The following is a 23,837-nucleotide window of genomic DNA, read 5'->3' on the forward strand; positions in this document are numbered from 1 at the left end:
GTGTTCTTGTTTCGTTATAATATAGATTAAGATAAAAAGGTGGGGATCATTATGGGGTTTACACACCTGCAAACGATGAGCGGCTATAGTATGCTGAAAAGCACAATGACTGTTGAACGACTTGTGAAGGCTGCCGAACAACAGGGATTTTCCAGCTTAGCTTTGACAGATGAACACGTTCTCCATGGTGCTGTCTCATTCTATCAAGCTTGCGTTTCCCGCGGCATCAAACCCGTGCTTGGCATGACTGTACAAGTTGAAGATGAGAACGATGAGTATGCGACATGTATTTTGTTGGCTAAGAATAACGAAGGGTACCAGTCCCTTGTTCAACTCAGTACATATATACAAAAACAACGAGACCAGGTTATAACAAAAGAGAACCTGTCTTCATTTACAAAGGATTTAGTCTTAGTGCTCCCAGCCAGCCATTCTGCTATGAAAGAGCTGTTGTTACACACTGATTTTGCAGAATTGGACACGTATATAGAAACATGGCAGCGTATGCTTCCTGAGGGTGATTTTTATGTAGGAGTGGAGGATCACGGGACAGACTATGAGCGGAAACTACATTCGCCTCTTAAAGCCTATACCGCTTCTTCAGGTATCAAGGCGGTTGCTATTAATGACGTGCGGTATATAAGAGAAAAAGACGTCGTCGCTTATGACTGTTTGTCGGCTATAAGAGAGGGGAAACGCTGGGAGGCGAGTAGGGACCACACTTCGATTAAACAACGTCATCTGAGATCTTCTGCTGAAATGTCAACATTATTTGATCACTGGCCTGAAGCAATCGAAGTGACTGCTGAGATTACAGCCAAATGTGAAGTTGCATTTTCTTTCGATCAGTTTCGTATGCCAGCTTTTCCAGTCCCTGAAAATAAGCCTGCCGCTACATATTTAGAGAATCTTTGTGAGACCCTTTTGCCGGGACGCTATGATGAGATTACTGACAACGTCCGTAACCGGTTGGCTCATGAACTGACAATCATACAGAAAATGGGTTTTAGTGACTATTTCCTGATTGTCCATGACTTCATCGATTATGCTAAAAGAAAAGGGATTATGGTTGGTCCGGGGCGGGGGTCTGCAGCAGGATCACTTGTCGCTTATGTACTTGGCATAACAGATGTGGATCCTGTGCGATATAACCTTTTATTTGAACGGTTTTTAAATCCGGAGCGAGTCTCCATGCCAGATATCGACATAGACTTTTCTGACACGAGACGTGACGAGGTAATTGACTATGTGAGAGAGAAATATGGCACAGAACATGTTGCCCAGATCATCACATTCGGGACATTTGCCCCGCGGTCTCTTCTGAGGGAATTGATTAAGACGATAGGCATTGACCAGCAGGATGCGCATTTTATCATGAAACACATTCCACATCAGGCTTCGAAGTCGATTGTGGAACACGTTAAGGCGTCTGAAGAACTGATGTCTTACATTCAAACATCCCCCCAACTTAAAACGATGTTTGGTATCGCCAGGGTGCTTGAGGGTCTGCCCAGACATATATCCACCCATGCGGCAGGTGTTGTAATCAGTGAAAAACCACTTGTCACCCATGTACCGCTCATTCCGGGAGGGGAACAGATACAGCTCACCCAATATGCGATGAACGACCTTGAAGCGTTGGGTCTATTGAAAATGGATTTCCTGGGTCTGCGAAATCTGACTTTAATGGAACGCATCGTCGAAACGGTCGTGTATAGGACTGGGCAAGAGATTCAACTGCAACATTTGCCTGACGATGATCCCCGAACGTATCGGCTGCTTCAATCAGGTAGAACAAATGGGGTTTTTCAACTTGAGTCACAAGGAATGCAGAACGTCCTTAAACAATTAAAGCCAACACGTTTTGAAGACATTGTTGCGGTAAATGCGTTATATCGGCCGGGTCCGATGGAACAAATCCCAACTTATATCCGACGCAAACACGGTGCAGAACAGCCGCGCTACCCGCATCCTGATCTCGAATCTATACTAGGTAATACATACGGCGTATTGGTCTATCAAGAACAAATTATGCTCATCGCCCATAAAATGGCAGGGTTTACTCTGGGAGAAGCGGACGTTCTGCGCCGAGCAGTGAGCAAAAAGAAGCATGAACTGATGGACGAGCAACGAAACAAATTTATAGAGGGCAGTATAGCAAATGGTTATACGCCTGAAGCATCAGAAGAAATGTTTGATTGGATTGTTAAATTTTCCAATTATGGATTTAACCGAAGCCATGCTGTTGCTTATAGTTTAATTTCTTATCAGCTTGCATATTTAAAAGCACATTATCCCTTGTCATTTTTTGCGGAATTGCTGAGTTCTGCAGTGAATCAGGAAGCACGGATTCATATGTATATTAATGAAGCTAGGCAACTGAACATACCGATTTATCCACCTTCCATTAATATGAGTTTCGGACGCTTTTCAGTTGAACACGAAGGCATTCGGCTTGGAATGATGATGATCAAAGGGATAGGACATCAGGTGATTGGTGATATTCTTGAAGCTCGGAAGACTACCGGTCCTTTTAAAGACCTGTTTGATTTCTGCCTTCGTATGCCAGGAAAAACGGCTACCCGAAAGACGCTCGAGGCACTCATACTTGCAGGTGCATTTGATGAATTGAATACGAACAGAGCCAGTATGCTTGCATCAATTGATCAAGCCATCGAACAAGGAGAATTGTTCAAGGAATTTCAGGATCAATCAGGACTATTCCATGATAAGTTTGGCTTCGAATCATCCTATACAGATATAGAGGATTTCAGCCAAGTCAAAAAACTGGCATATGAAAAAGAACTGCTCGGGTTTTATCTATCCAGCCATCCTTTAAAAGGGGACAGAGCTATTCTGGTGGATAATAACTATCTTGACATGATGCAAATCTCTAAATCCGCTGATAACCAAAAAGTAAAAGGGGCAGCCATCATTGAATCCATAACAACAATTCGCACAAAACGCGGGGATCCAATGGCATTTTTAACGCTAAGTGATGAAACAGGGGAAATGGAGGCTGTTGTCTTTCCTGATCTTTACAGAGAGATCAGCCGCTCACTTCATGAAGAAATGATTATCATGTTTACAGCAAAAACGGATTCCCGAAACCAGAAGCGGCAACTGATCATTAATAGTCTTAGTCCTTTTCAAAAAGAAACTTTGAAAAGAAAATCGATTATATTTATTAAGATAAAAGAAAACAAAACAGCTTCTGCACTTGCTTATATGCGTGAGATTGCTAACGCACATCCGGGCTCGACGCCCATCATTGCCTACCACGAACCACAAAATAAGACATATAAATTATCCCGGAATTATTTTGTGAGTGCAGACCGTAACAGTCTTCAGGCATTAAAGAAACATTTCGGGGAGGAAAATGTCGTTTTAAAGTGAAAAAGGGAGTCAGTTATGTCGAATCATGCATCTGCTTTACATGGTATATGCATTTGATATAATAGAGAAGTTAACAGAGGGTATGCGTGTATAATGTTTAAAAAAGAGATACTCAACACAAGGAGTGGTGGGAAATATGGCAAACTTAAGAGACGAAACATTGCATTTGCACAGAGTACATAAAGGGAAACTAAGCATACAATCCAAAGTGCCGGTTCGAAACGCCAAAGACCTGAGTCTGGCCTATTCTCCAGGGGTAGCAGAACCGTGCAAAGAAATTTATGATCGTAAAGAGTATGTCTATGATTATACGATGAAAGGCAATATGGTAGCTGTTGTCAGCGATGGCTCAGCCGTTTTAGGGCTTGGAAATATCGGTCCTGAAGCCGCACTTCCCGTAATGGAAGGGAAATCTGTATTGTTTAAGAGTTTTGCCGGTGTGGATTCTTTTCCAATTTGCTTGGATTCACATAACGTAGATGACATTGTCAATACTGTCAAACTCATGGAGCCGACGTTTGGTGGTGTCAACCTGGAGGATATTGCTGCCCCAAATTGCTTTATCATCGAGGAACGCTTAAAGAAAGAAACCAACATCCCGATTTTTCACGATGATCAGCATGGAACAGCCATTGTAACGGTTGCCGGGTTAATCAATGCATTAAAACTTGCCGGCAAATCTTTTTCAGATATCAAAGTTGTTGCTAACGGTGCGGGAGCAGCTGGGATTGCAATTATTAAGCTGCTGCACCATTTCGGTGTTCGCGAAATCGTCATGTGTGATTCTAAAGGAGCCATATTCGAAGGACGACCGTACGGAATGAATGAAGTTAAAGAACGCGTTGCTGAAATGACTAACAAAGATAAAAAGGAAGGTGCACTGGAAGACATTCTGGAAGGGGCAGATGTCTTTATCGGCGTATCAGTCGGAGGTATTCTCTCTAAAGAGATGATCAAAAAAATGAACGATGACCCAATCATATTTGCTATGGCCAACCCTGATCCTGAAATTATGCCTGAGGATGCCAAAGAAGCTGGTGCACAGGTCATAGGCACTGGACGTTCTGATTATCCCAACCAGGTCAATAATGTGCTGGCTTTTCCGGGGATATTCCGAGGGGCATTGGACGTCAGAGCTACCCGGATAAATGAAAAAATGAAAATAGCTGCAGCTGAAGCGATTGCTTCATTAATTGAGGACGAAGAATTGAATGCTGATTATGTGATACCAAACCCATTTGATTCAAGGGTAGCACCTCTTGTCGCAGCAAGCGTTGCTCAGGCTGCAATGGAATCTGGTGTGGCACGTGTTGAAGTGTCCCCCGATGACGTTGCCGAAAAGACGCGCCAATTAACAGACGCACCTCATTCTAATAAATAAGCATCCAATATGCATGGTAGATCAAATGAATGCAATGAAAAGGAGGGATTGCCTTGCTCAAAGACATATTTGGGAAGAAACGCAAGTATGCATCGATTCCAAGCGAACAAGTGAAAAAAAACATTCCGGAAGGCCTCATGAAAAAGTGCAGCAATTGCCATAATATTTATTACCGTAAAGAGCTCAACAAACATTTAAATGTATGTCCTTCATGCGACTTTCATCATCAAATGGGAGCCTGGGACCGAGTCAGCAGTCTCGTAGAAGAGGGCTCATTTGAAGAATGGGATCATGAACTTGCTTCAGCTAACCCACTTGGTTTCCCTGGTTATCTGGAGAAACTGGAGAAAGACCGCCAAAAAACGGGCCTGAATGAAGGGGTGTTGACAGGAAAAGGAGTCATAGGCAATCAAGAAACGGCTTTAGCTGTAATGGATGCTGGTTTTCGCATGGGCAGTATGGGTTCGGTCATTGGAGAAAAAATTGCCCGGGCAATAGAAAGAGCGCGTGAAGCTTCTATTCCATTCGTCATCTTTACTGCATCGGGAGGAGCCCGTATGCAGGAAGGTGTCCTGAGCCTAATGCAAATGTCCAAAACATCTGTTGCACTTGAACGCTTTTCAAGGTCAGGCGGGCTTACCATTTCGGTCATGACCCACCCCACTACAGGAGGGGTGTCTGCAAGTTTCGCCTCGCTGGGTGATTATAACTTTGCTGAACCAGGTGCTTTAATTGGTTTTGCAGGTCGGCGTATTATTGAACAAACAACACGGGAGAAACTTCCTGACGACTTTCAGACTGCAGAATTTTTATTGAAGCATGGACAATTAGATAAAGTCATCCATAGACATGAGATGCGCCAGACCCTGACCACTATTATTGCTATGCACTACAAAGGGGCGGACCGTCTTGAAACAAGTGCTTGATTTTGAAAAACCGATTGTTAATTTAAAAGAAAAGATAGCAGAGTTGAGAAATTTCACTGAAAATAGCGACATTGATTTAACCGAAGAAATCAAAACGCTTGAAGAACGTCTGACTGTCCTGGAAGATGAAATATATGGCAATTTACAGCCATGGGACAGGGTTCAAATGGCACGCCATCAAGAACGGCCGACAACATTGGATTACATTGACCAACTGTTTACTAATTTTCTTGAATTCCATGGAGATAGACGTTTTGGGGATGATGAAGCCATTGTTTCAGGAATTGCTTATTACAATGAACGCCCCGTAACTGTTATTGGTCATCAAAGAGGGCGCAATACGAAAGAAAATATCAGACGCAATTTTGGTATGCCTCACCCAGAGGGATACCGGAAGGCACTAAGACATATGAAACAAGCTGAAAAATTCAATCGCCCAATCATCTGTTTTATTGATACAAAAGGTGCCGATCCCGGGAAGTCGTCTGAAGAGAGAGGGCAAAGCGAAGCCATCGCCCGTAACTTAATGGATATGGCTGGTCTCGAAGTTCCCACCATCTGCATTGTTATAGGCGAAGGTGGAAGCGGGGGCGCCTTGGCACTCGGTGTGGGGGATGAAATACATATGCTGGAGAATTCCACCTACTCCGTTATTTCACCTGAAGGCGCAGCTGCTTTGCTTTGGAAAGATTCCAGTTTGGCGAAAAAAGCTGCAGAAAGTATGCAAATAACTGCCCAGGATTTGGAAAAACTAGGCGTCATTGATTCAATCATTCCCGAACCAAAAGGGGGCGCACATCGCGATCTGAAGCAACAGGCCGCCTTTATTGATTGTGTGCTGGATGCATCAATTGAAAAACTTGTGAACATTAATTCTGATCAATTGCTTGAAAACCGGTGGAACAAGTATAAAAATATTGGTGATTACAAAGAAATTTGATAAGATGAAATCAGATTGAGGTTGACATAGGTCAGCCTCCTATTTTTACCTTAAACACCACATGGAAGGTGTGCTGAATTTCTTAGGATATTGATTGTTTGGATGTTCACACATGCAATTTACATCATGTGAAAATTGGAGTGGTGACAAATGAAAAAAATTGGTGTTTTAACAAGCGGCGGAGATGCGCCAGGCATGAATGCCGCTATCCGTGCGGTCGTGCGCAAGGCAATTTTTCATTCTATGGATGTATACGGTATTAAATATGGTTTTCAGGGCCTCATTGATGGCCATATCGAAAAATTGGAGATTGGGTCTGTAGGAGATATTATACAGCGTGGCGGAACCAAACTTTACTCTGCAAGGTGCGAGGCGTTTAAAACCGATGAAGGTCAGGAGAAGGCCCTGAAACAGCTGGAGAAATTTGGAATTGAAGGTTTGGTCGTTATTGGTGGTGACGGCAGTTTCCGCGGTGCGCAAAAGCTAACTGAGAAAGGGTATCCATGCATAGGGGTGCCAGGTACGATTGATAATGATATTGCCGGTACCGATTTCACCATAGGCTTTGACACCGCTCTTAATACGATTATAGAAGCCATTGATAAAATAAGGGACACTGCAACTTCCCATGAACGCACATACGTGATTGAAGTAATGGGGAGGAATGCCGGTGACCTTGCTCTATGGGCAGGTTTGGCTGATGGTGCTGAAAGTATTTTGATACCCGAGGCTCCTGATGAATTCGATATGGTCATTGATCGGCTGAAGCGCGGACATGCTCGAGGCAAGAAACACAGCATTATTATTCTTGCAGAGGGTGTAGGAAGCGGTATTGACTATGGCAATCGCATTCAGGAAGCTACAAATCTGGAAACGCGTGTAACCGTACTAGGACATATCCAGCGGGGCGGCTCTCCAACGGCATCAGATCGGGTACTGGCGAGCAGGCTGGGCTCAAAAGCAGTAGACCTGCTTCGAATTGGCCACTCAGGAAAAATGGTAGGTATCCAAAAAAATCAATTGGTAGAGCATGATATCATGGAAATCGTGGGTCAGAAACATGACATAAATCAAGATATGTACAAGCTTGCTAATGAGCTGTCAATATAAAAACATTTCAAAAATAATAGGAGGCATGGCACCATGACAATCCGAAAAACAAAAATTGTATGCACCATAGGACCCGCATCAGAGTCTGTAGAAACACTTGAAAAAATGATTCGTGCCGGCATGAATGTTGCTCGCTTAAACTTTTCACATGGAGATTTTGCTGAGCATGAAAATCGGATTCATAACATTAGAACAGCAGCGAAAAACACAGGTCAAACTGTAGCCATTTTGTTGGACACAAAGGGCCCAGAAATCCGTACAGGCTCTTTTAAAGATGGAGAGGCTGAAATAGAAGAAGACCAAGTTGTTTATATTTCTATGAAAGAAGTGGAGGGTACCCGGGAGCGTTTCTCCATTACTTATCAAGGACTTATTGATGATGTGGTGCCTGGAGCAAAAATATTGCTGGATGACGGGCTAATTGAACTGGAAGTACTTGAGGTTGATTATGAGAATCAGGAAATAAAAACAAAAGCACTTAATTCAGGCCTCATTAAGAACAAAAAAGGTGTCAATGTACCCAATGTGCAGGTTCAGCTTCCGGGGATCACTGATAAAGATCGGGCTGACATTGAATTTGGCATCCGGCATAATATTGACTTTATTGCAGCTTCATTTGTACGTCGCCGTTCTGACATCCTTGAGATTAAAGAGCTGCTTGAAAAACATGATGCGACTCACATTCATATTATCCCTAAGATTGAAAACCAAGAAGGCATGGATAATATCGGAGAAATCCTCGAGGTAAGTGATGGCTTAATGGTTGCCCGCGGTGATCTTGGTGTTGAAATTCCTGCAGAAGATGTGCCGCTTGCACAGAAATTTATGATAGAAGAATGCAATAATGTTGGCAAGCCAGTTATAACAGCAACTCAAATGCTTGATTCTATGCAGCGCAATCCAAGACCAACGCGAGCTGAGGCTTCAGATGTGGCCAATGCAATTTTTGATGGGACAGATGCGATTATGCTTTCCGGCGAAACTGCAGCTGGACACTATCCAGTTGAAGCAGTCTCAACGATGAGCAATATTGCGATCAAAGCAGAGTCAGCACTTGATCATAAATTAATCCTTGAAAAACGGGCGCATGCTGCTGACATGACGATTACAGATGCAATTAGCCAGTCTGTGACACGTAATGCCCAAGATCTTTCTGTAAGTGCTTTGATCACACCAACAGAAAGCGGGCACACAGCACGCATGATTGCCAAATACCGCCCTAAAGCGCCGATTGTCGCAGTTACTTCTCGTGATGGCGTGGCAAGACAACTTTCTTTAGCCTGGGGCGTGCATGCGATTATAGGTGAAAAGGTTCTAACAACAGATGAAATGCTTGATAAAGCTATTGATAGCGGACTATCAACCAATCTATTTCAAAGAGGCAGCAGAGTTATCATCACGGCCGGTGTGCCCGTAGGGGAGAGTGGCACAACAAACTTGATGAAGGTTCATGTTGTTGGGGATATTATTGCCAAAGGACAAGGAATTGGCCGTCGCAGCGCTTACGGAAAAGCCGTTATCGCCAAAAGTGCTGAAGAAGCCTTGAAAAAAGCAACTGACGATGCCATCTTAATCACGTACGGAACTGACCGGGATATGATGCCAGCTGTCGAGAAAGCTGCTGGAATTGTGACGGTTGAAGGTGGTTTAACATCGCATGCAGCTGTCGTAGGATTAAGCTTGGGCATTCCTGTTATTGTAGGTGTCAAAGATGCATTTGAAACCATTAAGGAAGGCATGGACATCACCATTGACGGAACAAAAGGCGATATTTATAAAGGCCATACAAGCGTTATTTAAACTGTATATATTAAATCATAGATCGGCGGGCTTACCGCCGATTAGTCTTTAAAAAGGTGGGAACCTCATGCGTTTTATAATCCTGGCACTGTTAATTATACCCGCTCTTGAAATTGGGGTGTTTATTTGGGCAGGCGGCATCGTTGGACCCTGGTGGATTATTGGCTTGATATTATTAACAGGTTTCGTGGGTCTGACGATAGCAAGACAACAAGGTACGGAAACATGGTATAGAGCAAGGCAATCGATGAACAACAGACAGACCCCTGCTAAAGAGATCGTTGATGGGATCTGTATTTTCGCAGGAGCCATTTTCTTACTAACACCTGGTTTTATAACAGATGTTGTTGGATTTGTTCTCGTCCTGCCTATTACGCGTTACCCCATTAACAAATGGATTCAACGCTACGTACAAAAGAAGCTGGATGGAGGCGTAACCATCTATCGCAAATGGTAGTTTTCATCCAATATAAATTGTCCCACCGATCTAAACACACCAGTTTTAACAAATGTACTGAAAATGATTAACATAAATGGGGTCAGAAACAATCCCCAGAAACCAAATAGTCTGAACCCGATGAATAGGCCTATTAAAGCAATCAGCGGATTTACCCCGATATGACTGGATAAAATTTTAGGCTCAGCAAATTGACGTCCTATGACAATACTCATATACAATATAGACAGACCAATGGTCATAGTATATTGTCCTGACATGAATAAATAAAAGATCCACGGTATAAACACAATTCCTGTGCCTACCAGTGGGACTAAATCCACCAGTGCAATTAAAACAGCAATTGTTAAGGCGTGTTCGACCTGCAGCAACAAAAGTCCGATGTAGATCGTCAAGGTAGAAAAGAACACAAGAATGACTTGTGCTTTGAGCCAACCAATCAATGTTTCAATGAAAGTTTGCCAAAGTCGTAAACTGGAGGATTTTATCCTGCCTGGGGCAGAGTCCTTCCATAATTGGGAAAAAGCCGGCCAGTCATTCGTCATAAAAAATGTAGCCAAAAAAATGAGCACAACTAAAGTCATCGATAAAGGAAATATGGATAAGAGAGACGGAATATGCATTAGTAAGTTCTGTATTAATGCAGAACCTGCACCAGAAGCTTGCACGAGCAAATGATCAATCTGCTCCAGCACAGCTTCTTTTTGTGTAACATTTAATCCATTAAACAAAGATAGAATTTTATCATAAATCTGAACCAAAAAGGTTTTTATCCATTCTTGAAGATAGCCAGCGAATGCTGTCATATGTTCCGGGAGCTTCCGGGCAAGATATGCCGTGCCTTGAAATAATTCGCCCGCCAGAAAAAAGAGACCCGCAAATGTCAAAAGTAACGCCGTACACATTACTGCAGCAGCAGCGACGCCTCTTGGCACCGGGGTTTTTTGTTCGATAAACGTTACGAGGGGGTTCAACATCGCAGCTAAGAAACACGCAATGACGAAAGGATATAAGTACAGTAAGGTCCACTTAACCAAAAAATAGCCAGCCAAAAGGATTGATAAAACCAAAAATAACCTGAGAAGCATGTTCAATTCTCTTTTTCCCAACACCATCACCTCATACCGGTTAGAGCTTGTACTAGTTTATATATGACAGGTAAAGGGAAATTAGACATGTGGAATGGCTTCGTAAAAACTGTTACGAATTTGTTTCAATTCACTTTTACCCCTTAATCTATTATAATGTCGTTGGGGGTGACAATGATTCTCGCAACTATTGTCAACAAGCAACATCCTGAAACAATTTATACATAATTATAAGAAAAGGAGAGGGTTTGTCATGACAACTACAAAAGGATTGGAAGGGATCGTAGCAACACAATCCGCCATCAGCTCCATCATTGACGATCAATTAACGTACGTAGGTTACCGTATTGATGATCTTGCTGAGAAGGCATCATTTGAAGAAGTTGTTTACTTGCTGTGGAATCAAGAGCTGCCAAATCAGAAGCAACTTGATGAGTTCAAGACCAGCCTTGTTAAAGAAATGGATGTTCCTGACGCTGTCATCGAACATCTGCGTTCCTATGATTTGAAATCTGTCCATCCTATGGCAGCACTTCGTACAGTTGTTTCTCTGCTAGGGTTGTATGATGAGGAAGCAGATGATATGGATGAGGAAGCAAACAAGCGAAAAGCCATCCGTTTGCAAGCTAAAATGGCGACGGTTGTAACCGCATTTGCAAGAATTCGCCAAGGAAAAGATCCAGTTAAGCCAAAGAAGGACTTAAGCTATGCCGCAAACTTCCTTTATATGCTAAATGGGGAGGATGCGAACGATATTGAAATTGAAGCAATGAATAAAGCATTGGTTCTGCATGCAGACCACGAATTAAATGCTTCAACATTTACAGCACGTGTTTGTGTCGCAACACTTTCAGATATCTATTCAGGTGTAACCGCTGCAATCGGCGCTTTAAAAGGGCCTTTGCATGGTGGTGCAAATGAACGTGTTATGGCTATGCTGACTGAGATTGGGGAAGAAGAGAACGCCATTCCTTATATCAAAGAGAAATTGGCCAATAAAGAGAAGATTATGGGTATGGGCCACCGTGTATACAAAACAGGTGATCCTCGTGCAAAACACCTTAGAGAAATGTCCAAACAACTGACTAAAATCACCGGACAGTCCAAATGGTACAATATGTCCGTGAAAATTGAAGACTATATAAAAGAAGAAAAAGGTTTGCCTGCCAACGTGGATTTCTATTCTGCTTCGGTCTACCATAGTCTTGGCATTGAACATGATTTGTTCACGCCAATCTTTGCAATGAGCAGAATTTCCGGCTGGCTTGCGCATATTCTTGAACAGTATGCAGATAACCGTCTAATCCGTCCTCGTGCAGAGTATACGGGACCACAGACACAAACCTTCCAGGCAATCGAAAACAGGTAATTCAATAAATGTATACCAACTGTGACAACAGCTGAATTCAGCTGTTGTTACATACTGTATTAATATCATTATTTAAGACAATATGGAGGTAATGAAATGACACAAGGAGAAAAAATCACAGTTGAAAATGGGAATTTAAACGTACCTGACCGTCCTGTCATTCCTTTTATTGAAGGCGATGGAACTGGTCCTGATATTTGGGCTGCAGCTCGAAAAGTTATTGAAGCAGCTGTCGACAAAGCATATGATGGCAAAAAAGCAATAGAGTGGAAAGAAGTTTACGCTGGTCAAAAAGCGTTTGACAAAACAGGAGAATGGCTCCCTAAAGCAACATTGGATACCATTGATGAGTATAAAATTGCCATTAAAGGGCCTTTGACAACTCCTATTGGCGGTGGTTTCCGTTCATTGAACGTGGCGTTGCGCCAAGAGCTGGATTTATTTACATGCTTACGCCCGGTGCGTTATTTCAACGGCGTTCCTTCACCAGTTAAAAAGCCAGAAGATGTTGATATGGTTATTTTCCGTGAAAACACAGAAGACATTTATGCCGGAATTGAATGGCAAAAAGGTTCAGATGATGTCAAAAAAGTGATCGACTTCTTGCAAAATGAAATGGGCGTCAAAAACATTCGTTTTCCGGAAACATCAGGTATTGGCGTAAAACCGGTTTCCGAAGAAGGCACCAAGCGTCTAGTTCGTGCTGCGATTGATTACGCACTTAATGAAAATCGCCGCAATGTGACCCTTGTCCACAAAGGCAATATTATGAAGTTCACTGAAGGTGCATTCAAAGCATGGGGTTATGAAGTAGCTGAAGAAGAGTACGGCGATAAAGTGTTTACATGGGCAGAGTACGATCGCATTGTTGAGAAAGATGGCAAAGAAGCAGCAAACAAAGCACAAGATGAAGCTGTTGCAGCTGGAAAAATCATTGTGAAAGATGCAATTGCAGATATCTTCTTACAACAAATTTTGACACGTGCAAATGAATTTGATGTTGTGGCTACGATGAACTTGAACGGTGACTATGTATCAGATGCCTTGGCAGCACAGGTAGGCGGCATCGGCATTGCGCCAGGCGCCAACATCAACTATGACACAGGACACGCCATTTTTGAGGCGACTCATGGTACAGCGCCAAAATATGCAGGCATGGATAAAGTGAATCCTTCATCCGTTATTCTATCAGGAGTATTGATGCTTGAGCACCTCGGGTGGAGAGAAGCAGGCGATTTGATCACAAAAGCTATGGACAAAACAATCGCTTCAAAAGTTGTTACCTATGACTTTGCTCGCTTGATGGATAATTCCAAAGAAGTGAAGACATCAGAGTTCGGCGATGAGCTTATCAAAAATATGGATTAATCCTTAAAGGGGGTATCTTCATGGGAATCAAACGAAAAAAGATATCGGTTATTGGCTCAGGTTTTACCGGGGCCACAACCGCTCTCATGCTCGCCCAGAAAGAGCTTGGTGATGTTGTGCTCGTAGATGTCCCGGATATGGAAGACCCGACAAAAGGAAGAGCGCTCGATATGCTTGAAGCCAGCCCTGTTCAAGGTTTTGATGCCAATGTAGTCGGAACATCTGATTATAAGGACACAAAAGATTCTGATGTGGTGGTTATTACAGCTGGTGTTGCGCGTAAACCCGGTATGAGTAGAGATGACCTTGTCAACACCAATGCTAAGATCATGGAAGCGGTGGCCAAAGATGTAGCTGCCTATTCACCAGAGTGCATCATCATTGTCCTGACCAATCCGGTTGATGCGATGACCTATACTGTTTATAAGACGACTGGCTTTCCTAAAGAGCGTGTTATTGGACAGTCAGGTGTGCTTGATACGGCCCGTTTCAGAACGTTTGTCGCCCAAGAATTAAACTTGTCTGTTAAAGATATTACAGGCTTTGTCCTTGGTGGTCATGGAGACGATATGGTACCGCTTATCCGCTATTCATATGCAGGCGGTATTCCGTTGGAGAAGCTAATATCCAAAGATCGTCTGGATCAGATTGTTGAACGCACCCGTAAAGGCGGGGGCGAGATAGTAGGCTTGCTTGGAAATGGCAGTGCATATTATGCCCCAGCTGCTTCAATTACGGTTATGGTTGAAGCTGTATTAAAGGATCAACGGCGCGTTCTACCTTCTATTGCTTATCTCGAAGGAGAGTATGGATATAACGATATCTATCTCGGAGTCCCTACGGTTATTGGCGGCAATGGCCTTGAGCAGATCATAGAACTGGATCTCACAGCCGAAGAAAAAAGCGCCCTTGACAAATCAGCCGATTCTGTAAAAAATGTTCTAAACCTATTAAAATAAGCCAATAAAAACTTCTTCTCTGCACATAAGCAGGGAAGAAGTTTTTATATACCTTTTTTAAGTGAACTGCGAACTAAAAAGCATAGTAGGTCAAAACCCATTAATGCATATAAGTGCACCGTGATTTGCTCTCCGGGAAGTTGCTTTCCCCGAGCGGTTGCCAGTGGCGGTCATTTCAAGTTTTCACTGGTTTGCAGTTTGTGTTGACTGGAAATTTGTTGGTTTGTGTGGATGTGGTATTTGTAAATTTTTCTTAACAATAGATCTGTTCACTTTATGGTTGCTTCATTGTAAGATGGTTGTAGTATGTCATTATTAAGGGAGTTGTTGCGTGGTGCAAAGAATTTTAATTGTTGATGATGAAGCTTCTATTGTGACGTTACTGGAATTTAATTTGAAGCAAGCCGGGTTTGAAACGGATGTGGCATATGACGGTCTGCAAGCCATTGAGAAGGCAGAGCACCATGAATTTGACTTGATTATTCTTGATGTCATGCTGCCAGGCATGGATGGGATCGAGGTTTGTCACCACTTGCGAAATAAGCATAATATGACTCCGATTTTAATGCTGACAGCGAAAGATTCTGTGTCAGATAAAATTGATGGACTTGACTCTGGTGCAGATGATTATTTAACCAAACCTTTTAGTCCAAAGGAAGTCTTGGCAAGAATCAGAGCTGTTTTAAGACGTTCTCATGCCCTTGAAAAGAATGAGGCGCACGTGATTCGGATTGGACAATTGGCAATATATCCTGACCGGTATGAAGCAACGATGAATGGACAGGCATTGACATTTACACGGAAGCAATTTGAACTGCTTTATTTTCTAGCTCAGCACAAAGGTAAAGTGCTGTCACGCGATCAGCTGCTAAAAGATGTGTGGGATTATGAATTTGCGGGGGATACAAGAATTGTAGATGTACATATCAGTCATTTACGGGATAAGATAGAACCTGATACCAGGAATCCGGCTTACATAAAGACGATCCGGGGATTTGGATATAAATTGGAGGATGTAGCACCATGAAAAAAACAATCATAATGTATGGCTTAGGTTTATTTTTGCTGCTGGCTGTAACAGGCGGGGTCCTGAGTACTGCTGTGGATAATCTCTTTATACTTGTACTGGTATTATTCATACAATATATTATCCTTATGCTTCTAGTAACCTATTTTTTGGACAGGTACGCCAAACCAGTGCAAAAGGCAATTGACACCGTTTCTCAGCTGCTTAATGGCAACTTTAGAGCAAGGGTTCATCATCCCGCCAATGGACTTGTCAGCGAACTCAACCAAAATATTAATAAACTAGCTCGAAATTTGAGTGAGCTTTCACTTCAAGAGCAAATTCAGTCTGAACAACTGATGACAGTTGTGGACAATACTGTAAGTGGGTTAGTACTTCTCGATGAAAAAGGTTATATCCATCTCGTCAATCGGAAATTTTTATCGATGTTCGGACAATCATCGGACTATTATCGAGGCTATTTGTATTACGATGTTCTTGACAATGAGGTTATTCACGAAACAGTACAAAATACATTTTTATATGAAAAAAACGTTAAAAACGCATTTGTTAAAAAGAATGAAGACGACAGTATGGATATGGAAGTGGTGGGCGCCCCAATATTTAATGAACGAAAATTCGTCAAAGGCGTGGTTCTTGTATTTTATGATATTACTGAACTTAAGAAACTGGAGCGCATGCGTAAAGACTTCGTAGCAAACGTCTCTCATGAATTGAAAACACCGATCACATCAATTAACGGATTCTCGGAAACGCTCCTGGATGGGGCGAAGAATGATCCTGAAGTTTTGACAGAGTTTCTACAAATTATTTTTAAAGAGAGTAAACGCCTGCAGCTACTAATTGAAGATCTGTTAACATTATCGATGCTGGAAAAAGACGATTTTCACCCTGTCATTAATGAGGTTGATCTTACTCAAATTATCGAGGATATTAATCCCATGATTAAGCGAAAAGCAGATATGAAAAACATCAGCTATAAAAAACAAACAGAGGATCAACTTAGCTTGATGGGCAATAGTGAACAAGTTAAGCAGATGATCATTAATTTATTGGATAATGCCATTGCATACACACCGGAATATGGTAATATCACTTTATTTGTTACAGAAAAAGACGAAGGTATTGTTATATCTGTTACAGATACTGGAATTGGCATCAGCAAAGCTCAAATGGAGCGGGTATTTGAACGGTTTTACCGCGTCGATAAGGCCCGGAGCAGAAATACCGGTGGAACAGGCCTTGGTCTTGCCATCGTCAAGCATATTGTAGAAGTGCATAATGGACAAATTCATATTGACAGTGAAGAACAAAAGGGAACGACCGTCAGTGTGCTTTTGCCAAAGCAATCTGACTAATAAACTGTCTCATGGTCACCACTTATTTGGTTAAACACACTTGATCGTGTAAAATAAAGGCAGGCAGGATATCGGAAATATGGACCATGAAACAGAGGAGTGGTTTTTTGGGAAATAAATTGGTTTTAATTGATGGTAACAGTATTTTATACAGGGCATTTTTCGCTTTGCCACTGTTAAACAATGATAAGGGCGTTTATACAAATGCCGTATACGGTTTTACAACGATGCTTATGCGTATGCTTGAAGAGGAAAAGCCGACACATATGCTGGTTGCATTTGACGCGGGAAAGACAACATTTCGACATGAAACATATAAAGAATATAAAGGCGGTCGTCAAAAAACACCGCCTGAGCTGTCAGAACAGTTTCCGGTTGCACACGAGCTCTTGGATGCTTTTGGGATCTCTCACTATCAGCTGTCTCAATATGAAGCTGATGATATCATTGGCACATTTACGACCCTTGCCGATGGGGATTGGGAAGTGAAAGTCGTTTCGGGTGATAAAGATCTGCTTCAGCTTGTGGACAAGCACGTGAATGTGACCCTCACAAAAAAAGGCATTAGTGATGTTGAAACATACTCACCTGATTATATGCAGGAAAAGATGGGCATTCGTCCGGATCAAATCATTGATTATAAAGCTTTGATGGGAGATAGTTCGGACAATATTCCCGGCGTTCCAGGGTGGGTGAGAAAACCGCTCTTAAACTTTTAAAGCAATTCGAGACGCTTGACGCCGTTTATGAGAACCTTGAAGACGTTAGTGGCAAGAAGCTGAAAGAGAATCTTGAGAATCATAAAGAGGATGCCTTCATGAGTCGTGAGCTGGTGACAATTAAACGCGACACCCCAATCACGATATCTTTGAATGATATTGGCTATGAAACGTTTGACCCTCAAAAAGTCAATCAATTTTTCAAAGAGTTAGGTTTTAAGTCCTTGCTTCGAAAAGTGGAGAATAACGATAATGACGACACGGATCACAATCAGGAATTAGCTGATATTGATTATGAAGTTGTACGCGATATTACGCCTGATATGTTGGAGGACCCTAGCGTTTTAATTGTGGAAATCTTATCAGATAATTACCATACAGCTCCTGTTGAAGGAATTGCGGTCGTTAATGAACATCATAAATTGTTTATACCAAACGATGTAATTGCTGATTCCGCCCCTTTTAAAAAATGGGCTGAAGATGAGAAGCAGAAGAAAACGGTTTTTGATGCGAAACAAACCCGTGTCTCCCTTTTAAATCATGGGATTCAAATTAAAGGAATTCATTTTGATGCGTTGCTTGCTTCCTATTTGATAGACCCATCTGAAAACCATCATGACATTCCATCAATTGCCAATCGGATGAGCGTTGATGGTGTTCAGTATGACGAAGAAGTGTATGGTAAAGGGGCTAAATTGAAGCGTCCTGATGACGAAGTTCTTGGGGAACATCTTGTGCGTAAAGCTTCTGCATTACATGAAATGGAATCTATTATGACAGAGGAATTAAAAGCGAATGATCAACTTGAACTTCTGACAGAGCTTGAACTTCCACTAGCTCTTATATTGGGTGACATGGAACATACGGGTGTACAAGTTGACGTCGACCGTCTGAAAGAAATGGGCGAGGATTTAAAGAAGCGGTTGGATGACCTTGCAAATGACATATACGAACTAGCGGGGGAAACATTTAATTTGAATTCTCCTAAGCAACTGGGCCCAATCCTGTTTGAGAAGCTCGGTCTTCCTGTCATTAAGAAAACGAAAACGGGTTATTCAACGGCAGCCGACGTGCTGGAACAACTTGAAGGTGAACATGATATTATCCCGAAGTTACTCTTATACAGACAACTGGGCAAATTACAATCAACTTATATAGAAGGATTGTTGAAGGTTGTAGATGAGGAAACACAAAAAATTCACACTCGATTCAATCAAGCCCTGACACAAACAGGCCGTCTCAGTTCTATAGAACCGAACTTGCAAAACATTCCGATCAGACTGGAAGAAGGCCGGAAGATTAGGCAAGCTTTTGTGCCTTCAGAACCCGGCTGGGTGATGTTTGCTGCCGATTATTCTCAAATCGAACTGCGCGTACTTGCCCACATCGCAGAAGATGAAAAGTTGATTGAAGCATTTAAAGAAGGGGAAGACATTCATACAAAAACAGCAATGGATGTTTTTCATGTTGATAGAAATGACGTGACAGCAAATATGCGCCGTCAGTCAAAAGCAGTCAATTTTGGAATAGTATATGGCATCAGCGATTACGGCCTCTCTCAAAACCTTGGTATCACCCGTAAAGAAGCAAAAACGTTTATTGAACGCTATTTTGAAAGTTACCCTGGCGTTAAAGAATATATGGACAATATCGTGAAAGAAGCGAAACAAAACGGTTACGTTACAACGCTTAAACATCGCAGACGATATTTGCCCGAGATCACAAGCCGCAACTTCAACAGAAGGAGTTTTGCGGGAAGAACAGCGATGAACACGCCAATCCAAGGCAGTGCCGCTGATATTATTAAGCAAGCAATGATCGATTTGAAAGACAAACTCCTTGATGAAAATATGCAGGCACGCATGCTGCTTCAGGTTCATGACGAACTCATATTGGAAGCACCTCAAGAGGAGATTGAGCAATTAAAAGAAATGGTACCAGCGGTTATGGAGCATACGATGGAACTGGCAGTGCCGCTTAAAGTCGAATATGCATATGGAGACAGCTGGTTTGATGCAAAGTAAGGAGAAAACAATATGCCAGAACTGCCTGAAGTTGAAACAATCAAAGAAACACTGAAACATCTTGTTCTGAATAAAACCATTACGAAAGCCGATGTTTACTGGCCGAAAATGATTAAACATCCAGACGACGTAGGGGTATTTAAGGAATGGATTAAAGGTCAAACCATTCAAGACGTCAAACGCAAAGGTAAATTCCTTATGTTTCAGCTGAATGACTATGTCCTGGTGTCGCATTTGCGGATGGAAGGTAAATATTCAGTGGATGCCGGCAATGAGCCGGTCAAAAAACACACGCATGTCGTTTTCGATTTGAATACAGGTGAGCAGCTCCGATACAATGATGTCCGCAAATTCGGCACGATGCACTTGTTTGTAAAAGGCACCGAGTTGACACAGAAACCTTTAAATCAGCTCGGACCAGATCCCTTTGAAACAACCTTTACGGTTGATAACCTTAATGAAAAATGTCAAAAAACCAATCGCGTCATAAAAGCGGTCTTGTTGGATCAGTCAATTGTCGCTGGTCTTGGTAATATTTATGTTGATGAGACCTTGTTTAAAGCACAGGTTCACCCACTTAAACCGGCCAACACCTTGACCAAAAAGGAAATAGCGGATGTGCATGCTCAAGCTATTGATACGTTGGCTGAGGCCGTTCGCCAAGGTGGAACCACCATTCGTTCTTACGTTAATACACAAGGTGCGATGGGTATGTTTCAGCAAAAGCTAGCGGTTTACGGGCAAACCGGCCAACCTTGCCCAGTGTGCGGTGCCCCTGTTGTTAAGCTGAAAGCAGCAGGGCGCGGCACCCATATTTGCACATCTTGCCAAACGTTTTAGGAGGTAGATCAAAAGTGACTCTTGTTATTGGACTTACAGGCAGCATCGCAAGCGGAAAAAGCACAGTCTCCCTGATGTTTGATGACTTTGACATTCCTGTGGTCGATGCAGACAAACTCGCACGTGTTGTGGTTCGTCCAGGTGAAAAAGGTTATACAGAGATTGTTAAAACGTTTGGTGAGGATATTCTAAGAACAGATAAAACAATTGATAGAAAAAAACTGGGGGAAATTGTTTTTGCGGATGAAGGCAAACGCAACAAGCTGAATGCCATTGTACACCCGGCAGTACGGGAGGAAATGTTAAAGAGCCGGGATGCTCTGATCGAGACAGGGGCAGCAGCTGTTGTTTTGGACATCCCGCTTTTATTTGAAAGTAAGTTAACCCACTTTGTAGACCGCACGATTGTGGTAGCCGTTGATCCAGCTACCCAATTAAAGCGGCTGATGGAGCGGGATGGCTTTACGGAAGAACATGCCAGACAGCGTATTAATTCTCAAATGCCAATCACGGAAAAAGCCAAACAGGCAGACGCGGTGGTTGATAATAATGGGACAAAGTCCGAAACCTACAAGCAACTGCAAGAGATCTTGCGCTGCTGGCAAGTGCTATAAATAATTTGGCGGCAAAATAAAAATGGTAGACACATTTTAAGTTGAATGTGTTATACTATTTATAGATAAACACAATAAAGTGTGGCATAAACAGGAGGATCAGTATATGACTAGAACACGTATTGCCATTAATGGATTCGGACGTATCGGCAGAATGGTTTTTCGCCAGGCCATCCTGGATGATCAATTAGAAGTTGTGGCTATTAATGCAAGGTACCCCTCTGAAACACTTGCACATTTAATTGCCTATGACAGTGTCCATGGCAAGTTCAGCCGTGAAGTTAAAGCGCATTCAGATCACCTTGAAGTGGATGGCAAAAAGGTTTGGATTGTTAATAACCGGGAACCTGAAAAGCTGCCCTGGAAACAATACGAGATTGATGTTGCCATTGAAGCAACAGGTAAATTCAACTCAAAAAAAGAGGCAAGTCGTCATCTCGAAGCAGGGGCACGTAAAGTTGTCATTACCGCTCCGGGAAAACAAGTCGATAAAACGATTGTCATGGGTGTGAATGATCAAGAATATGATTCAGACCAGCATCACGTCGTTTCAAACGCATCATGCACCACGAACTGTCTTGCGCCAGTTGTTAAAATCATTGATGATCATTTCAAAATTGTAAACGGTCTCATGACAACGGTTCACGCCTTTACAACTGATCAAAACAATTTAGATAACCCACACAAAGATTTACGACGGGCCAGAGGCTGCACGCAATCTATTATTCCAACTTCTACAGGTGCAGCAAAAGCACTCGGGGAAGTTATGCCACATTTAAACGGGAAGCTTCACGGCATGGCACTGCGCGTTCCGACACCAAACGTTTCATTGGTTGATTTGGTCATAGATGTAGAAGAAACCGTTACTGCAGAACAAGTCAACACTGCTCTGAAACAAGCTGAAGAGACGATGCCTGGTATTGTCGAATACAGTGAAGAACCACTTGTATCAATTGACTACACAACAAACGATCATTCCGCAATTATAGATGGTTTATCAACAATCGTAATGGAAGACTCAAAGATTAAAGTACTGGCCTGGTACGACAACGAATGGGGCTACTCCAAACGCGTCGTTGACCTCACAGCCTATATCGGCAGTAAACTAACGACCACACAAACAGCATAAACATTATCTGCATTTGCATAGGGTTTTCCAGGAAATTAAAGCATTGCTTCCGTATACTGCGACGTAAGTGAGTATGAAGGAAAATCCTCATATAAGTTTACGAGAAGACCGTGATTTCCGCTGCGGGAAGTCGCTTTAACTTCATCACAGCTCAAGTGCGACATCTGTTCAAGAAAATCACTTTCACAGTGTCTTCTAGCCAAGGGGCCTGCAGGACGCAGGTCGTTCGATGTTGGCGCAGGACGCGCCGGTTTTAATCGAACATCCCCTGATGCCTCCTTGCCCCGGCAAGGGGTATGTCGACGTTGTCCGCAAAGGACGGTCTTAGTCGACCATCCTTAATGTACTCACTGTGGGGTCTTCGGACTCGTGCTGTTCCCGCAGGAGTCGACTTCCCTCCGCTACAATCACTTTGTTTAAAAATAGTGCTTGGACGGTTCTACTCGCACAAGCGTGAGGTAATTAACACATCTCACAAAGCTCGGGGAAAACACGGAGACTCCTATGGAAGCAAAAGCCTCGGTGAGACCCCGGAGCGCGGTATAGGGGAAGGAAGGCTAAAACCGCGACGTCCTGTCGCAACGCCTTCATGACCCACATCCTGTGGGCCTGAGGCTCAGCAGCGCCCATGGAAAGCGCAGTGTTTTCCCCGAGCGGTTGCCAGAGGCAGTCATTTCCAGCTTTCTCTACGTCGCAATTTGTGTTTACTAATCATTATAAGTTTCTGCTGTAACACACCAAGGCTTCAGAAAAGCGATTGGAAAACTAAAAAGAGAGACAGCCATCCAAATTGAGTGGCTGTCTCTTTTTAACGTTCGACTTGTTTAGTTGTAGAATAAGAAGATTAGTCGATTTGTGTAAAACATGTTAAAATGTAAGGTATACATAATGTGCGTTTTCAAAATAAGATCATTTAGAGGTGTTCGTTTATGTCCTTGCGCCAAACGGTTGCTAAATATTTCACAAATCACGCTGAAACACGGGAGCGTCATGATGATCCTGCGCTCGTATCCCATTACTATAAAACAACAAAAGACAAAGCCATGGCCAAATTGGAAGAAATGTTTTCAGACCAGCAGCTTTATGACCTGAATGCCATTTCCAAGGAACACGGAGAAATCAGTGTTTATACAAAAAAAGGCCGGAAAGTATTTATTATTGTAACTGTGATTATGGTCAGGCCTTTTCAGACGGCGATCGACTTCTCAGTTACATCAGAATCTGCCCTGCCTTTTGACTTCGGCCACAGTAACAAGATCATTCAACAGCTCTATGCTCAAATTGATCAGCATTTTACACCATTGGACCGAAACTAACGAGAAAGAGGTCAAT

At 42.6% G+C, this 23,837-nt stretch carries 17 protein-coding genes and 1 pseudogene; 17 read left to right on the forward strand and 1 reads right to left on the reverse strand.

What is annotated here, in order from left to right; all coding sequences use genetic code 11:
* Nucleotides 1-51: 51 nt before the first annotated feature.
* The 7 genes from dnaE (at nt 52) to JNUCC1_RS14860 (ending at nt 10,010) form a co-directional block, all read left to right on the forward strand.
* Nucleotides 52-3,396, forward strand: coding sequence for a DNA polymerase III subunit alpha (gene dnaE / locus JNUCC1_RS14830; protein ID WP_156646169.1), 3,345 nt, complete (start codon nt 52-54; stop codon nt 3,394-3,396).
* A 136-nt stretch (nt 3,397-3,532) separates the two neighbouring features.
* Nucleotides 3,533-4,777, forward strand: coding sequence for an NAD(P)-dependent malic enzyme (locus JNUCC1_RS14835; protein ID WP_156646170.1), 1,245 nt, complete (start codon nt 3,533-3,535; stop codon nt 4,775-4,777).
* A gap of 53 nt (nt 4,778-4,830) precedes the next feature.
* The gene (gene accD / locus JNUCC1_RS14840; RefSeq protein WP_156646171.1) at nt 4,831-5,703 is read left to right on the forward strand and encodes an acetyl-CoA carboxylase, carboxyltransferase subunit beta; all 873 of its coding nucleotides are present in this window, start codon (nt 4,831-4,833) and stop codon (nt 5,701-5,703) included.
* Entirely contained in the window at nt 5,687-6,643 is a 957-nt protein-coding gene (accA, locus tag JNUCC1_RS14845) for an acetyl-CoA carboxylase carboxyl transferase subunit alpha (protein WP_156646172.1), read from the forward strand. Before accD ends, accA begins: the two co-directional genes overlap by 17 nt.
* A 150-nt stretch (nt 6,644-6,793) precedes the next feature.
* The gene (pfkA, locus tag JNUCC1_RS14850) at nt 6,794-7,753 is read left to right on the forward strand and encodes a 6-phosphofructokinase (protein ID WP_156646173.1); all 960 of its coding nucleotides are present in this window, start codon (nt 6,794-6,796) and stop codon (nt 7,751-7,753) included.
* A gap of 39 nt (nt 7,754-7,792) precedes the next feature.
* Nucleotides 7,793-9,553 (forward strand): pyruvate kinase, encoded by a 1,761-nt coding sequence (gene pyk / locus JNUCC1_RS14855; protein ID WP_331713893.1) that lies wholly within the window; start codon nt 7,793-7,795, stop codon nt 9,551-9,553.
* A 67-nt stretch (nt 9,554-9,620) separates the two neighbouring features.
* Entirely contained in the window at nt 9,621-10,010 is a 390-nt protein-coding gene (locus tag JNUCC1_RS14860; RefSeq protein ID WP_156646175.1) for an FxsA family protein, read from the forward strand.
* Here the strand turns inward: JNUCC1_RS14860 and ytvI are convergent.
* Nucleotides 9,995-11,119 carry a sporulation integral membrane protein YtvI gene (gene ytvI, locus JNUCC1_RS14865; protein ID WP_197431761.1) on the reverse strand — a complete coding sequence of 375 codons (1,125 nt, stop codon included), beginning with the start codon at nt 11,117-11,119 and terminating at the stop codon, nt 9,995-9,997. The genes JNUCC1_RS14860 and ytvI overlap by 16 nt on opposite strands.
* A 232-nt stretch (nt 11,120-11,351) precedes the next feature.
* Between ytvI and citZ the strand changes: the two genes are divergently transcribed.
* From citZ to JNUCC1_RS14915, 10 genes and pseudogenes are all read left to right on the forward strand, one after another.
* Nucleotides 11,352-12,467 (forward strand): citrate synthase, encoded by a 1,116-nt coding sequence (citZ, locus tag JNUCC1_RS14870; protein WP_156646177.1) that lies wholly within the window; start codon nt 11,352-11,354, stop codon nt 12,465-12,467.
* A gap of 96 nt (nt 12,468-12,563) precedes the next feature.
* Nucleotides 12,564-13,835 carry an NADP-dependent isocitrate dehydrogenase gene (icd, locus tag JNUCC1_RS14875; protein ID WP_156646178.1) on the forward strand — a complete coding sequence of 424 codons (1,272 nt, stop codon included), beginning with the start codon at nt 12,564-12,566 and terminating at the stop codon, nt 13,833-13,835.
* A gap of 20 nt (nt 13,836-13,855) precedes the next feature.
* Nucleotides 13,856-14,794: a malate dehydrogenase gene (gene mdh, locus JNUCC1_RS14880; RefSeq protein ID WP_156646179.1), complete on the forward strand. Its 939-nt coding sequence runs from the start codon at nt 13,856-13,858 to the stop codon at nt 14,792-14,794.
* Between the two features lie 331 nt (nt 14,795-15,125).
* Nucleotides 15,126-15,821 (forward strand): response regulator transcription factor, encoded by a 696-nt coding sequence (locus JNUCC1_RS14885; protein WP_331713808.1) that lies wholly within the window; start codon nt 15,126-15,128, stop codon nt 15,819-15,821.
* Nucleotides 15,818-17,179, forward strand: coding sequence for a two-component system histidine kinase PnpS (gene pnpS / locus JNUCC1_RS14890; protein ID WP_156646180.1), 1,362 nt, complete (start codon nt 15,818-15,820; stop codon nt 17,177-17,179). The genes JNUCC1_RS14885 and pnpS overlap by 4 nt, the downstream gene beginning before the upstream one ends.
* Before the next feature lie 107 nt (nt 17,180-17,286).
* Nucleotides 17,287-19,922 (forward strand): annotated as a pseudogene (gene polA, locus JNUCC1_RS14895) (DNA polymerase I).
* A gap of 12 nt (nt 19,923-19,934) precedes the next feature.
* Nucleotides 19,935-20,762: a DNA-formamidopyrimidine glycosylase gene (gene mutM / locus JNUCC1_RS14900; RefSeq protein WP_156646181.1), complete on the forward strand. Its 828-nt coding sequence runs from the start codon at nt 19,935-19,937 to the stop codon at nt 20,760-20,762.
* A gap of 14 nt (nt 20,763-20,776) precedes the next feature.
* Nucleotides 20,777-21,376 carry a dephospho-CoA kinase gene (coaE, locus tag JNUCC1_RS14905; RefSeq protein ID WP_331713810.1) on the forward strand — a complete coding sequence of 200 codons (600 nt, stop codon included), beginning with the start codon at nt 20,777-20,779 and terminating at the stop codon, nt 21,374-21,376.
* 106 nt (nt 21,377-21,482) lie between these two features.
* Entirely contained in the window at nt 21,483-22,505 is a 1,023-nt protein-coding gene (locus tag JNUCC1_RS14910) for a glyceraldehyde-3-phosphate dehydrogenase (protein ID WP_156646182.1), read from the forward strand.
* 929 nt (nt 22,506-23,434) lie between these two features.
* The gene (locus tag JNUCC1_RS14915) at nt 23,435-23,821 is read left to right on the forward strand and encodes a cytosolic protein (protein ID WP_156646183.1); all 387 of its coding nucleotides are present in this window, start codon (nt 23,435-23,437) and stop codon (nt 23,819-23,821) included.
* Nucleotides 23,822-23,837: the final 16 nt, after the last annotated feature.

Source organism: Lentibacillus sp. JNUCC-1, from assembly GCF_009741735.1.
In the GTDB taxonomy this organism is placed as follows: domain Bacteria; phylum Bacillota; class Bacilli; order Bacillales; family Amphibacillaceae; genus Lentibacillus_B.